The organism is Chryseobacterium herbae, from assembly GCF_025154075.1.
Taxonomy (GTDB): domain Bacteria; phylum Bacteroidota; class Bacteroidia; order Flavobacteriales; family Weeksellaceae; genus Chryseobacterium; species Chryseobacterium herbae.
In genome coordinates this window covers 613559-628674 of sequence record NZ_JAOAMU010000002.1, presented here as the reverse complement: position 1 = coordinate 628674, position 15116 = coordinate 613559, and the positions used below count along the sequence as shown (strand labels likewise).

Annotated in this window: 11 protein-coding genes; 5 read left to right on the top strand and 6 right to left on the bottom strand. The window is 40.2% G+C overall.

Going from position 1 to position 15116, the window contains the following annotated elements; genetic code table 11:
* Positions 1-264: 264 nt before the first annotated feature.
* Positions 265-558 (bottom strand): GNAT family N-acetyltransferase, encoded by a 294-nt coding sequence (locus tag N0B48_RS08910; protein WP_034728021.1) that lies wholly within the window; start codon positions 556-558, stop codon positions 265-267.
* A 529-nt stretch (positions 559-1087) separates the two neighbouring features.
* Between N0B48_RS08910 and N0B48_RS08905 the strand changes: the two genes are divergently transcribed.
* From N0B48_RS08905 to N0B48_RS08885, 5 genes are all read left to right on the top strand, one after another.
* A complete protein-coding gene (locus N0B48_RS08905) occupies positions 1088-2083 on the top strand; it encodes an EamA family transporter (RefSeq protein WP_259838352.1) in 996 nt (331 codons plus the stop codon).
* Positions 2084-2104: 21 nt separating this feature from the next.
* Positions 2105-3133 carry a methionine ABC transporter ATP-binding protein gene (locus tag N0B48_RS08900; RefSeq protein WP_259838350.1) on the top strand — a complete coding sequence of 343 codons (1029 nt, stop codon included), beginning with the start codon at positions 2105-2107 and terminating at the stop codon, positions 3131-3133.
* A complete protein-coding gene (metI, locus tag N0B48_RS08895) occupies positions 3126-3782 on the top strand; it encodes a methionine ABC transporter permease MetI (protein ID WP_259838348.1) in 657 nt (218 codons plus the stop codon). Before N0B48_RS08900 ends, metI begins: the two co-directional genes overlap by 8 nt.
* A gap of 87 nt (positions 3783-3869) precedes the next feature.
* Complete coding sequence (gene metQ, locus N0B48_RS08890) at positions 3870-4688, top strand: methionine ABC transporter substrate-binding lipoprotein MetQ (RefSeq protein WP_259838346.1); 819 nt, start codon at positions 3870-3872, stop codon at positions 4686-4688.
* A 444-nt stretch (positions 4689-5132) separates the two neighbouring features.
* A complete protein-coding gene (locus N0B48_RS08885; RefSeq protein WP_259838344.1) occupies positions 5133-7394 on the top strand; it encodes a glycoside hydrolase family 3 C-terminal domain-containing protein in 2262 nt (753 codons plus the stop codon).
* A gap of 257 nt (positions 7395-7651) precedes the next feature.
* Here N0B48_RS08885 and N0B48_RS08880 read toward each other — a convergent pair whose 3' ends face one another.
* The 5 genes from N0B48_RS08880 to N0B48_RS08860 all read right to left on the bottom strand — a co-directional run bounded on the left by N0B48_RS08880 (position 7652) and on the right by N0B48_RS08860 (position 15090).
* Positions 7652-8611, bottom strand: a complete 960-nt coding sequence (locus N0B48_RS08880) for a Fic family protein (RefSeq protein WP_259838341.1) — start codon at positions 8609-8611, stop codon at positions 7652-7654.
* Positions 8612-8745: 134 nt separating this feature from the next.
* Positions 8746-9300, bottom strand: a complete 555-nt coding sequence (locus tag N0B48_RS08875; RefSeq protein WP_259838339.1) for a DUF2652 domain-containing protein — start codon at positions 9298-9300, stop codon at positions 8746-8748.
* A gap of 58 nt (positions 9301-9358) precedes the next feature.
* Positions 9359-10777, bottom strand: a complete 1419-nt coding sequence (locus tag N0B48_RS08870; RefSeq protein WP_259838338.1) for an efflux transporter outer membrane subunit — start codon at positions 10775-10777, stop codon at positions 9359-9361.
* 17 nt (positions 10778-10794) lie between these two features.
* Positions 10795-13935, bottom strand: coding sequence for an efflux RND transporter permease subunit (locus N0B48_RS08865; protein ID WP_259838336.1), 3141 nt, complete (start codon positions 13933-13935; stop codon positions 10795-10797).
* A 9-nt stretch (positions 13936-13944) separates the two neighbouring features.
* Positions 13945-15090 (bottom strand): efflux RND transporter periplasmic adaptor subunit, encoded by a 1146-nt coding sequence (locus N0B48_RS08860; protein ID WP_259838334.1) that lies wholly within the window; start codon positions 15088-15090, stop codon positions 13945-13947.
* Positions 15091-15116 lie beyond the last annotated feature (26 nt).

The window sequence follows — 15116 nt, the reverse complement described above, 5'->3', positions numbered from 1 at the left end:
GATTAGAGATTAGAGATTAGAGATTAGAGATTAGAGATTAGAGATTAGAGATTAGAGATTAGAGATTAGAGATTAGAGATTAGAAGTTAAATGTTTTTGATGGATGATATTGTTCGTTTTTTTAGGTTTTGGCTAAAGCCGATTTATTACACGTCTAATTTAAGCGGGCTAAAGCCCGCTCCTATTGAATAGTGTATTCCCTTTTTTTTATGTGAATGCAACCAATATTTTGTTTGCACAGACAATCAATAGCTATACAATTTCTTAATCTTCTTTCAGCCACACATCATTGTATTCATCCGGATGGCGTTTGAATTGTAAGTGAACGTATGGACAAAGCGGAACGATTTTCAAATCATTTTCTCTTGCGTAGGAAACCAGTCTTTCCAGTAATATTTTGGCAAAACCTTTTCCTTCGTGTTCAGGATTAACTTCCGTATGATAAACGGTTAATTTTTTTCCGATCACTGAAATGTCCATTTTTCCTGCTTTCTGATCATCTGAGAAAAGCTGGATTTCTCCTCTTACATTTCCTAAAACTATTTCTGTTCTTTCCATTTTTTTATTGTTTTAAATTAATATTTCAAAATTAGGTTCTTTGGTAAAACTGAGTAATGATCTATGATAACTTCGGTAAATCTCTTTAATTTTATCTTACAAAATCTCTTATTCTCAAGAAAATTTCAGTGCTGTTTTATCAAACAGAGTCCAATTTTCACTGATATTATTTCGCGAAGACCATGAAATATCAGGCTTTCAATCATTAATCAGACAAAATTAATTCATTGAAAAACAACATATTAAATGATTTTAAAATAAAATTAATTAAAAAGTCTATCTTTTTAGTGGACTAATAAAAATATATGCCCTATATTTGCAACCGTATTCAGGAAAAGAAAATAAAATGAAACAAGGATCTAAACATCAATCCATTAAGAAACAAAACATCAAAACTATGATGATGTGCAACTGTATGCCTATGCATCAGAAATTCCGTGGCTGACCTTACTTTTATATCACATATTTCAGAGGCCTTACCACGTTGTAGGGCCTTTTTATTTTACCCATCACACAAAAAACATACAGAATGAGCACTTCTAAAAACAGCTGGCTGGTGCCGGTGGCATTTATCAATATTTACGTCATTTGGGGAATTACATTTCTCGCGATTTCATTTGGTCTGAAAGGATTTCCTCCTTTTATTCTTTCCGGATTCCGCTTTTTAGCGGCTGGACTGATGATGATCGGGTGGCTGTTTGCTAAGGGTGAGAAAGCCAATTCCCTGATCAACTGGAAAAAGAATGCCATCACAGGAATACTTATTCTTACTGGCGGAACAGGTTTGGTTGCCTGGGGTGAACAATATGTATCTGCATCTGAAGCAGCGATTGCCATTGCAACAGGTCCGTTCTGGTTTATTGCAATTGATAAGAAAAACTGGAAGTATTATTTCTCCGATAAATTTATTCCAATTGGATTAATCATAGGTTTTGTAGGCTTAATATTATTCCTGAACGGAAGTGTTTCCAACGTACACCATACAGCAGTAGACGGAAACCTTAGAATCACAGCCTTCATTGTACTGGCTTTAAGTTCAGTGGCTTGGGTATTAGGATCTTTATATTCAAAGAAAAATCCAGCTTCACAGTCTACCTTTATGAATATTGCACAACAGCTGATCACAGCAGGAGTTGCTTCGTTTATTATTGCATCATTCAGACAAGAATGGCACGGTTTTTCATTCTCCAATGTTCCTGCATCGGCATGGGCTGGTGTACTGTTTCTGGTGTTCTTCGGATCGATCGTCGCTTATTTATCTTATATATGGCTGCTTTCTGTAAAACCTGCGGCTTTGGTAAGTACACATACCTACATCAACCCTATCATTACGGTGTTTGCAGGCTGGATCGTAGCAGGACAAACTATTAACGGAAGTCAGCTGTACGGATTATCAGTGATATTATTGGGCGTTTTATTAACCAATGTCACTAAGTATTTCAGGCTTTCCAAACGCTCAAAAGTGAAAATAAGAAGACTGAAGCGATTGGTCAATAAGACCGTACGACCGTATCAGCCTGTTTAAAATTAAAACTATACATTAAAAATGATAGAGATCAAAAACATTTCAAAGACATTCCACCAGAAAAAGCAGTCTTTCAAAGCGCTGGATCAGGTAAGCCTCAGTGTTGAAAAGGGAGATATTGTAGGGATCATTGGGTTTTCCGGAGCCGGAAAAAGCACTCTGATCCGTACCGTAAATCTTCTGGAAAGACCTGATGAAGGCCAGATCATCATCAACGGAAAGGATTTTATTCAGTTAAGCTCAAAACAGCTTGCTGCCGAACGAAAAAAAATCGGAATGATCTTCCAGCATTTCAATCTGCTTTCTTCGAGAACGGTTTTTGATAATGTAGCACTTTCACTGGAACTGGATCATGTCAGTAAAGATGAGATCAACAGAAAAGTTAATGAACTGCTGAAAATTGTAGGACTGGAAGACAAAGCCAACGATTATCCCAGAAGCCTTTCCGGCGGACAAAAACAGAGAGTAGCGATTGCAAGGGCCCTCGTAAATGATCCATATCTCCTTCTCTGTGACGAAGCTACCAGCGCACTGGATCCTGCGACTACACAATCCATTCTGCAGCTTTTAAGGGATATCAATCAAAGGCTTGGCATTACCATCCTGCTGATCACGCACGAAATGGAAGTTATCAAAGCGGTCTGCAATCACGTAGCTGTTATCGACAAAGGAAAATTATTAGCAAAAGGAACATTAAGCGAGATCATCTCGGATAAAGAAAATCCGGTGATCCGACAATTTATAAATTCAGACATCATGACGATTCCTCAGGAACTCAATAAAAAACTACAGAAAGAACCACAGGATGGTTTATTTCCGCTGGTTGAAATAGAACTCAATGAACATATCAGTGTTGAAAAACTCCTTTCGACGCTTTACGACCAATATAAAATACCTTACCGACTTCTGAAAGCTGATGTGGAATATCTCGGCAACTCCAACTTCGGAAAACTTCTGCTTCAGTTGCAGGGAGAAACCGAGGAAAACCAGAAGGCCATCTATTATTTTAACCAGAATAAAATTCAAAATACAGTTAAAGGATATGCTTAGTGACTCGGTAATTGCTCTTTTGGGAAAGGGACTTTGGGAGACAGTTTATATGACGTTTGTTTCAGGATTTTTTGGATTTGTTTTAGGCCTTCCGGTAGGAATTTTACTGTTTTTAACAAGAAAAGGACAGCTATTGGAAAACAAAATTTATTACAGAGTAATCTCTATTCTGGTTAATATTTTCCGGTCTATTCCTTTTATTATTTTAATTGTCTGGATGATTCCTTTCACCAGGGTGATTATAGGAACGTCCATTGGTATGAATGCGGCTTTGGTTCCGCTGAGTGTAGGAGCAGCTCCGTTTATCGCCAGATTGGTGGAAAACAGCCTTCTCGAGGTTCCGCATGGTCTGATAGAAACAGCCAGAGCTTTGGGTGCGTCACCTTTACAGATCATCCAGAAAGTATTGCTTCCGGAAGCACTTCCTTCCCTGATCAACAATGCAGCGATCACTCTGATCACTTTGGTGGGTTATTCTGCAATGGGTGGAGCTTTGGGAGCCGGTGGATTGGGACAGATTGGTTATCAATACGGATACATCGGCTATGATGCTGTGATTATGAATGTGGTATTAGTGCTGTTGGTAGCATTGGTGTTTATCATACAGTTTGCTGGAGACAGATTGGCGAAAAAATTTGATCATAGGTAAGTCAAAATCCCAGAAATTTAAAATATAAATCTAATAATAAAAGGTGGCTTCGAGTGCCTCAGCCACCTTTAAATCATAAAAAATCTAATGAAAAAGATAAGAACTATAGCCTTTTTAGCGGCCGGACTTCTCGTATTCAATGCATGTTCAGGAAAGAAAGATGACCCGAATCACATCGTGGTAGGAATTACTTACGGCCCGGAACTGGAAATTGCAGAAGCTGCTAAAAAAGTAGCCAAGGAAAAATACAATCTTGATGTAGAGCTGATTCCCTTCAATGATTATGTGGTCCCAAATGAAGCTTTGAACAACGGAGATATTGAAGCTAATGCTTTCCAGCACGTGCCTTATCTGAACGAACAGTCGAAGCAGAGAGGCTACAAACTGGCTGTGGTAGGAAATACTTTTGTCTATCCTATTGTTGCCTATTCAAAGAAGATAAGAACGATCAGCCAGCTTCAGAACGGAAGTACAATCGTTATTCCGAATGACCCCACCAATGAGGGACGTTCTCTCCTTCTTCTGCAAAAAAACGGACTTTTAAAATTAAAAGAAGGCGTAGGACTTCTTCCAAAAGTCACTGATATCACTGACAATCCAAAACAGTTGAAAATCTTAGAAATTGAAGCTCCGCAGCTGCCGAGAGTACTGGATGATAAGGAAGTGGTTATCGCTATTATCAACAACAATTTCGCATCACAGGCAGGATTGGATCCAGCTAAACAGGGCGTTTTCAGCGAGGATAAAGATTCTCCATACGTCAACGTAATCGTTGCTACTCATGACAATAAAAATTCCGACAAAGTGAAAAACTTTGTAAAAGCCTATCAATCTGATGAAGTGGCTAAAAAAGCTGAAAAGATCTTCAAAGGAGGCGCGGTGAAGGGATGGGAGGAGCATGAGTAATGTGTGATGAGTAATTAGCAATGGGTAGTATGGGTGATGAATGATGAATTTGTTGCGGGATGCGAGTTTTGGGTTTTGAAATGCGGGGTAAATACCATAATTTTTTCATATAAAGAGAGACGGGACTGGTAGCTTCGGGAGCCTCAGCCGCCAGATATTTGTCATTCATAAAATCTTTTTCTCCCTTCACTACTTCAAACACTCAACCTCTGAACCCGAAACCTATACCCCGCAACTCTAAAACTCTCCGACTCTCAAACAAGAAACACGACACTCGTATCCCGCAACTCTTAAACCCTAAAACTCTCCGACTCACCAACTCACATATCCCGGAACACGAAACCCGAACCAAAATCAACCATTTATTGACTAAAATTTATTTTCTCAATTTGAGATAATAAAAATTTTACTTACTTTTGTTGTTAATCAATAAAAAGGCATTTTATGTTCAAGAAAACCGCCATTGTAAGTTTATTCACTTTTATTGCTGCTTCGTATATGGCTCAGACTCATACTCAACCCGTTTATTTAGATGAATCAAAACCTGTGGAGCAGCGTATTCAGGATGCTCTTTCGAGAATGACCGTGGAAGAAAAAGTGGCTATGCTGCATGCGCAATCCAAGTTCAGTTCGCCCGGCGTTCCAAGACTGGGAATTCCTGAATTCTGGACCACAGATGGACCTCATGGGGTACGTCCGGAAGTGATGTGGGACGAATGGGATCAGGCCGGATGGACGAATGACTCGATCATTGCCTACCCTGCCCTGACGGCACTTTCTGCAACATGGAACAAAAAAATGTCATGGAATTATGGAAAAGCTTTGGGTGAAGAAGCCCGATACAGAAAAAAAGATATCCTTCTGGGACCCGGTGTCAATATCTACAGAACACCCCTGAACGGTAGAAACTTCGAATATATGGGTGAAGACCCTTATTTAACTTCAAAAATGGTGGTTCCTTACATCAAAGGGGTGCAATCCAATGGTGTGGCGACTTCTGTGAAACATTTTGCCTTAAACAATCAGGAAATGTTCCGCCATACGAGCAATGTCAATATTGATGACAGAACGCTTTATGAAATTTATCTTCCGCCTTTCAAAGCTGCGGTCACTGAAGGTGATTCCTGGACGATCATGGGTGCCTATGACATGTACAAAAACCAATATGCCAGTCAAAATCAATATCTCTTGAATGACATTCTGAAGAAAGAATGGGGTTATAAAGGAGTTGTCGTTTCCGACTGGGGAGCGGTCAACAATACGGAGCAGGCCATCCACAACGGGCTGGATCTTGAATTCGGGAGCTGGACCAACGGACTTTCTGCAGGAACTAAAAATGCTTACGACAACTATTATTTAGCAAAACCTTATTTAGACCTCATCAAAGCAGGAAAAGTTGGTACACAGGAACTTGACGACAAAGTAACCAGATTACTTCGTTTAGCTTACAAGACTACGATGAACAGGAACAAACCTTTCGGGAATATTGCTTCTGAAGAACATAAAGCGGTAGCCAAAGAGATCGGAGAAGAAGGAATTGTATTGCTGAAAAATCAGGGAAATGTACTTCCTATCGAACTTAATAAAGCTAAAAAAATAGCCGTTATCGGTGAAAATGCTATCAAAATCATGACTGTTGGTGGTGGTTCTTCTTCTTTAAAAGTAAAATATGAAACGCTTCCATTAGACGGAATCAAATCCAGATTTGGAAAACAGGCGGATGTACAGTATGCGAGAGGTTATGTAGGTGACATCGGCGGAGAATACAATGGCGTAAAATCCGGACAGAACTTAAAAGACGACCGATCTGCAGCTGAATTACTGAACGAAGCTGTAGAATTAGCCAAAAAATCCGACTATGTAATTTTCGTGGGAGGCCTGAATAAAGCAGACTTTCAGGACAGTGAAGGCAACGATAGAAAAAGCTACGGACTTCCTTATAATCAGGACAACGTGATTTCAGCATTAGCGAAAGCAAATAAAAATCTTGCAGTAGTTTTGGTTTCCGGAAATGCTGTGGCGATGCCTTGGATTAAAGAGGTTCCTTCTGTTATTCAGTCGTGGTATCTTGGCTCTGAGGCTGGAAATTCCATCGCTTCTGTTCTGGCTGGTGATGCGAATCCGTCAGGAAAACTTCCGTTTACTTTCCCTGTGAAACTTGAAGATAATTCAGCACATCAGTTGGGTGAATATCCCGGACAAAAAGACGAACTGGCTGCCGGAAAAGGAAAAGACCAGAAAAATCCTATCAATATTACGTATAACGAAGGTGTTTTTGTAGGATACCGTTGGCATGACACAAAGAAAATCAAGCCTTTATTCAGCTTCGGGCATGGATTAAGCTACACGACCTTTGAGTTTGGAAAGGCTTCTGCTGATAAAACGGTGATGTCTCAGGACGATAAGATTACATTTACCGTGACTGTAAAAAATACAGGGAAGAAAGCGGGTGCTGAAGTTGCACAACTTTACATCAGCGATATCAAAGCTTCTGTCCCGCGTCCTGCAAAGGAACTGAAAGGTTTTGAAAAGGTATATTTAAATCCTGGTGAGCAGAAAGAAGTGACGTTCACGATTGATAAAACGGCATTGAGCTATTTTGATGCAGATAAACATGAATGGACAGCTGAGCCGGGTGATTTTGAGGCGCAGATCGGGAATTCTTCTGATGGGATTAAGACGAAGGTGAAGTTTACGTTGAAGTAATTTTTATTAATATATTTTAAATATCTAAGCAGGTTCTATGGGATCTGCTTTTTTTGTTTAAAATAGCTTTTTTATTTTTTTAACCACAGATTTCACAGATGTACACAGATGTTTATGGATAGTATTTTGGATAAAAATTTTTTTTTAAATGAAGATGCTATTTAGTTATAATAATTTATTTCTTTTCAGTTTTTTTTTATACTCAATTCTTACCTCAATATTCCAGGCATAAGTCACACCTAACCTTAACCTTAATCTTAACCTATGAACTGATACTCAGTCAATCGCTGCTCTCCATATTTCTCTAAAATCTTCTGCTCTGTGGCCCATTTTAAATCTCTGCTGGCTGTGGGGGCCGAAATATTTTTGAAATGTTGCAAATAATCTTTTCTGCTGAATCTTTCGTCTTTCATCTTTTCTTTAAAAATCAGGATCCTTTCTTTTGTATTTAGGTTTGTATTCTGAGACTGTAGAACCTCTTGAAGAGCTTCTAAAATAATTCCCATCATAAATTCAACAAACGGGGTAGAATTTCCTTTTTTATCAGATTCTGAAAGCTTATTGTAATATTCCTCCTGATTTTTCTTAATAAGGCTTTCTACCGGAAGATATTCAAATACAGGATATTGCTGCATCAGAATCAAGGTCTGCCATAATCTTCCCATTCTTCCGTTACCATCTAAAAAGGGATGGATAAATTCAAATTCATAGTGAAATACACAGCTTTTTATCAGTATAAGTTCAGGATCTCCCTTCACATACCGCAAAAGATCATTCATTAAGCCTTTTACTATTGATCCGGTCGGCGCTATATGTTCTACTTTGGAACCTTTTACTATTCCTACATTGGAAGTCCTTAGTTTTCCTGCCTTATCGATCAGATCTTTCATTAAAACAGCATGAGCTTTTTCCAGGTCTTTAATACTGGTAGGGTTAAACTCTTTTAAGCGGGCGTACACTTCGATGGCATTCTGTACTTCCTGAATATCTTTTAAAGGTGCAATGATTCGCTTATTATCAAGTAATGCCGTGATCTGTTCCTCCGTCAGGGTATTTCCTTCAATTTCCAATGAAGACTGGATCGTTTTAATACGGTTCTTCTTACGCAACTCCATTGTTGGCTTATAAAGATGATGAGCATTAATTTCTCCAATCTTTTCAGAGATGGAGGCAACTAATGATAGGATTTTATCGGTAATGGTATAAGGTGGTTTCAAAACTTGATAGTATCATTTGATAGTATCAAAGATATAAAATCATTTTTAACTTACATCATATCAGGTCACAAAAAATGCCCGGATCTCACCCGGGCACTGCATAGCAAATTTACAAGGATTAAAAAATAGATATGCTAGTTGACACTCTCAAAATAATGAATCATTCCACCTTCCGGAAGATGATATTTCTGAGTATTGATTTCTGATTCTCTGTTTCCACTGTTTTCTAAAAAAGAATGACTGAACAGTGCATATGACGGCTGCTCGGCAAATTCATTTTTCAGCATCTGATGGGCCTCTACTATCGTTTTTCCATACAGTTTTTTAAAACTTCCGATCGTATACTGCGAAAATTTCCCATAGTGAACAATGAACTTCAGCGACATGTCTATGGACATACTGAGCTCTTTACTCAGTTCCTTTATCTTTTGGTTAAAGGCATTCCGCATTTTCCAAAGCATCGTTGAAATAACTTGATAAGACGGTTTGTCATCGTATCGGTAAAATAAAATGGCATCGCCCTCGATCTCTGAAATTTCAAAATACTGATCATTCATATCGATCAGTGTAGATAGTAGTTGTCTTACAATATATTCTCCTGTATAAAGTTTTGTATTGAACACAAATTCAGTAAACCCGCTGAAATCAGGAATAAGAATAATACCCTCATGTATATTTGTATTCTTCATAATGATTTAGTTTAAAAACCTGCTGCATCCTTATAGACGAAGCAGGTTTCATTTTACTTTACTGCCAGCCGCCGCCAACCGCTCTGTACAGAGAAGTAATGGCATTTAACCGTTGGGCTTTCAGGGAAGCAAGGTCCAGTTCTGCCTGAAGCTTATTGCTTTGCGCGATAATCACTTCTACATATGTCGCTGAATTATATTTAAATAAAATATCAGCTTTTTTCACCGCTTCACCGGATTTCGCCGCTAATCCTTCTGCAATTTTCTGTTGTTCTTCCAACTTCTGGATCTGTACCAGCGCATCAGAAACTTCTCCAACTGCTTTTAATACGGACTGTTTGAAATTAATTTCAGCCTGATCTGCCAGCACTTTAGACTGTTCGTATTGTGTCTTTAATTGTTTTCCGTTTAAAATAGGCTGTGCAATTGCTCCTGCCACCATCCCGAAAAGCGAACCGGGAACACTGAACCAATGACTGGCCTGAAAAGCATTCAATCCGCCCTGAGCGGTAATATTCAGAGAAGGATACATGCTCATTTTCGCCACATGGATCGCAGCAGCACTTTTTCTGACTTCGAGTTCAGCCGTTTTAATATCAGGTCTGTAACTTAACAGCTCTGATGGAATTCCTGCTGCAATTCTGTCCGGTGACTGTACATTATTCAGACTTGCACTTCGCTCAATTTTATCAGGCATTGAGCCCGTCAAAAGACTTAATGCATTTTCCTGAATCGCAATAGAACTTTCAATGGCAGGAACCGTTTTCAAGATCTGATCTTTCACAATTTCCTGTTGCTGCACGGCAAGAGCGGTCGTTAACCCTAATTCCTGCTGCTTGGTTAAAAACTTCAACGTTGTATCGGAATATTCCAGGTTGGATTTTGTGATCTGCAATTGAGTATCCAGCATGAGTAAGTTGTAATATCCCTGCACCACTGAAGCTACGAGCTGGGTTTTCACCGCTTTTGCTGCTTCCTTTGTTTTAAGATATTCTGTCAGAGCCTGCTCTTTTCTTCCTCTGATTTTCCCCCAGATATCTGCTTCCCATGAAATGTTGACCGATGTGGTATAATCTTCCGTATACTTTCTTCCCATGAACTGCCCGGCCATCATTCCATTCATACTGTTGTCTGAAGGACGGCTGATACTCGCGTTTCCAACGGTAGCACTGATTGTGGGAACATTCCCCCACTTGCTCTGGTTATAAGCAAGGGAGGCGTATTCTATCTGTTTTAGTGCCACAAGAAAATTATTATTCTGTGCAATGGCTTTATCGATAAGACCGACCAACACCGGGTCTTTAAAAAAGTCTTTGTAGCTAGTCTTTGCTATATTTTCCTGAGTGTCTGCAACGATACTGTCATTTCTGAAAGCTTCAGGCATTTTCACTTCAGGCTGCTCAAATTTCTGAACTTTGCACGAAACGGCAACTCCTGAGATCAATGCGATATATGCTATATTTTTAATTGAATTCATTTTAATAATCATTTGGATTAATATTCCCAGTCGGCTTCCGTTATTACTTTTCCGCTCATTCTTTCATGTAAAGCCTGGAAAACCACAAAAAGTACCGGAACCACGAAGATTCCTAAAACAGTTCCGAAGATCATCCCGGAAACCGCGGCATATCCGATCGAATGGTTTCCTAACGCTGAAGGTCCTATGACAAACAGCAATGGAAGAAGTCCAGCAATAAATGCCAATGACGTCATCAGAATCGGACGTAAACGGGCTTTGGCTCCTTCTACTGCTGAAGCGATAAGGCTTTTCCCTGCTCTTCTACGCTGAATGGCAAATTCTACAATCAGAATCCCGTTTTTCGCTAAGAGACCAATCAACATCACCAAAGCAATCTGAACATAAATATTATTGGAAAGATCTGCCATGGTAATTCCTACAAATACGCCTGATAAACCTACAGGAATCGCGATCAGTACAGCAAACGGAAGTACATAACTTTCATACTGCGCCGATAGAAGGAAGAATACAAACACAATACACAACCCGAAGATCATCACCGACTGTGAACCTGCACTTACTTCTTCGCGGCTCATTCCTTTGTAATCATACGTATATCCAGGAGGAAGCACCTGCTTGCTCACCTCATCAATAGCGGCCATCGCCTGTCCCGTGCTGAATCCAGGAGCCGGCATTACCGTTAAATTTGAAGAATTGAACAGGTTGAAACGGTCTACCACTTCTGCTCCTGTCACCTGTTTTAAGCTTACCAGCGTATTTATAGGAACCATTTCGCCTGAATTATTTTTAACGAAGATCCCGTTCAGAGATTCTTTATTTTCTCTCATTTCCGGAGTAGACTGAACCAGTACTCTGTAATATTTCCCGAATCTGTTGAAATCCGAAGACTGAATACTTCCGTAATAGCCCTGCATCACGCCCAATACATCAGAAACATTAACGCCAAGCTGAGCTGCTTTCACTTCATCTACCAGCACTTCAAACTGCGGATAGGTTACATCAAAGGTTGTAAATGCTACTGCCACTTCCGGTCTCTGCATCAGGGCACCCATCATTCCGTAAGAAATGTTTCCTAAATTCTGAAGGTCACCGTTCGTACGGTCCTGTAGCACAAGTTCCATACCGCTGGTATTTCCAAAACCATCTACTGTAGGCGTATTGATCACAAGGAAATTCGCTCTTTTATCCTGAGAAAGTCCTCCCTGAAACTGGCCGATGATGTCATTGATATTCTTTACATTCCCTCTTTCTTCCGTTTTTTTCAGTTTAACGAAAATAGAAGCCGCAGAAGATGACATCGATCCACTGAACAGGTTTAATCCGTCTACCGAAATCACTTTATCCACCGCTGGATTTTTCATCAGCAGGTCTTCCGTATCAGAAACTACTTTGGTCGTTCTGTCTTTCGAAGCTCCCGGCGCAAGATTGGCCGTTACGATGATAAAACTCTGGTCTTCATCAGGAATAAATCCTTTAGGTGTCGTCATAGACATCCATACAAACAGTCCACCAAATCCTAAGATGATGATCGCTCCTACCCATTTTCTCTTTAATAAAAACAGAATCGCTTTTCCATAACGGAAGGTCAGTTTATTAAAACTGGCATTAAAACCGGCAAAGAAGCGGTCTTTGAAATTCATTTTCTCATGCGTTTCCGGATGATGTTGCTTTAAAAATATAGCACACAAAGCCGGACTCAATGTCAATGCATTAATCGCTGAAATGACAATCGCAATGGCTAATGTCAAGGCAAACTGCTGGTAAAATAATCCTGTAGAACCACTCATGAAAGCTACCGGAACGAATACTGCAGACATAATCAGGGTAATGGAAACAATAGCTCCTGTGATCTCACTCATCGCCGACATGGTCGCAGCCCTTGGGTTAAGCTTTTTATGTTCCATTTTAGCATGGACTGCTTCCACGACGACAATGGCGTCATCCACCACAATACCAATGGCCAGTACCAGGGCAAACAACGTCAGGATATTAATAGAAAACCCAAACAAATTCATAAAGAAGAACGTTCCCACAATCGATACCGGCACTGCAATCGCCGGGATCAGTGTTGAACGGAAATCCTGCAGGAAGATATACACCACGATGAATACCAGGATAAATGCCTCAATCAAAGTATGAATCACCTGATCGATGGATTGGTCCAAAGCTTCTTTCGTCGCATACGGAATTTCATAGGCCATTCCTTCCGGGAAGGATTTTTCAAGTTCCTTCATTCTTTCCTGAAGGGCGATCTGTACCTCGTTGGCATTGGATCCCGCCATCTGGAAAATAGCCATCGTCACCGACGGTTTTTTGTTGAAATTAGAAGAAACGGTATAGCTATACGCCCCGAATTCTACTTTGGCAACATCTTTTAATTTTAAAACAGAACCGTCGCTCAGTGCTTTAATCGTAATATTTTCATATTGCTCAGGTTCAGTGAATTTCCCTTTATAACGAAGAACATATTCCATGGCTTCCTTACTTCTTTCCCCGAATCTTCCCGGTGCCGCCTCAAGGTTCTGAGTCTGGATCGCCCGCGAAACATCTGAAGGGGTAAGGTTGTAAGAAGTCAGCTTATTGGGATCAAGCCATACTCTCATGGAGTAATCCTTGTTTCCGTATACCATGGCATCTCCTACTCCTTTTACCCTCTTCAATTCGGGAACAACATTAATTTTTGCGTAGTTTTCAAGGAAGAGATCATCCATTGCACCATCCTTGCTGGTCAATGAGATTATTGCCGTCATACTGTTCTGCCTCTTCACCGTTGTAATTCCGGCCTGAATAACTTCTGCAGGAAGCTGGTTGGTTACCTGTGCTACTCTGTTCTGAACATTAATGGCAGCCTGATCCGGATCCGTTCCCAGTTTAAAGATTACGGTAACATTCAAAGTACCGTCGTTACTGGCTGTGGATGTAATATAATCCATATTTTCCACCCCGTTGATGGCATTTTCCAAAGGGGGTGCTACGGATCTCGCGATCGTTTCTGCATTGGCTCCCGGATACACTGCGGTTACCATGACGGTAGGAGGAGCAATATCAGGGAATTTAGTAATTGGCAGACTGATCATACCGACGATACCCAGAATAACGAGCAACACGGAGATAACCGTTGCCAGTACGGGTCTTTTTATAATGGTCTTTAACATGATTTTTTCTTACGATTTTTTCTGTTGAGCATTCTTTTTCTGAGCGACTACCGGAGTTCCCGGCTGCAGTCTGTCGAAACCTGTTACAATATACTCGTCACCGGCTTTCAATCCTTTCGATACGATGAAATTAGTCCCTGCTTTCCCAGTGACTTCTACCGGAAGCATCACTGCTTTTCCTCCTTTGATAGAGAATATAAAAATCTTATCCTGAATGGTTCTCGTAGAAGCTATCGGAAGAAGAACCACGTTGCTGTAAAACTGATCCATGACGATTTTCCCGGTATTTCCGCTTCTTAAAAGATTGTCCGGATTGGTGAATTTTGCTCTCAACGTGATGGAACCTGTGGTTTTGTTGAACTGTCCTTCCACCGCATCTATCTTCCCGGTCTGTGCATACTTTTCACCTCCGGAAAGAAGAAGTGAAACTGCAGGTGTATTTTTGATGATCTCATTGATATTGCTTCCTGCCTGTTGCTTCTGGAAGCTGTTAAAATCATTTTCACTCATGCTGAAATAGGTATAAACCTCATGAATGTCAGATAACAGTGTGATCGGATCCTGATTGGAAGGTGTCATTAAACTTCCCAGACGGTAATTGAACCTTCCGATAAATCCGCTTACCGGTGCTTTGATCGTAGAAAAATTAAGATTGATCTTTGCGGATTCAATCGCAGAAACCGACTGGCTTACCGCCCCTCTTGCTGCATTGTAATTGGCTTCCGCTTCTTTCACCTGGATATCAGAAACCATTTTATTTCTTAATAATTCCTTTTTCCGGTCAAGATCAATTTTAGAAGTGGAAAGATTGGCCTGAGCTGTAATCAGAGCTGCCTGGGCACTTTTCATCTGCTCGCGGAAGATCTGGTCTTCTATTTTGAACAGAGGCTGTCCCGCTCTTACATAATCCCCTTCATCTACGAAGATCTTGCTTAAATATCCTGTAACCTGCGGTCTGATCTCTACATTAGAGATTCCTTCCACGGATGCTGCATATTCTCTGGAGACAGAAGCGTCTCCCTGCTTCACTTTTTCTACCGGAAGTTCAGGAGCTTGCTGTTGATAAGCCTGGTTTTGATTGTTTTTCCTGCACCCCGCCAAGACAATCAGCGAGAGGAAAAGTATAGTTGATTTTTGGATAAAAAATCTCTGCATAACAATATTCCTTTTAAATTTACGGG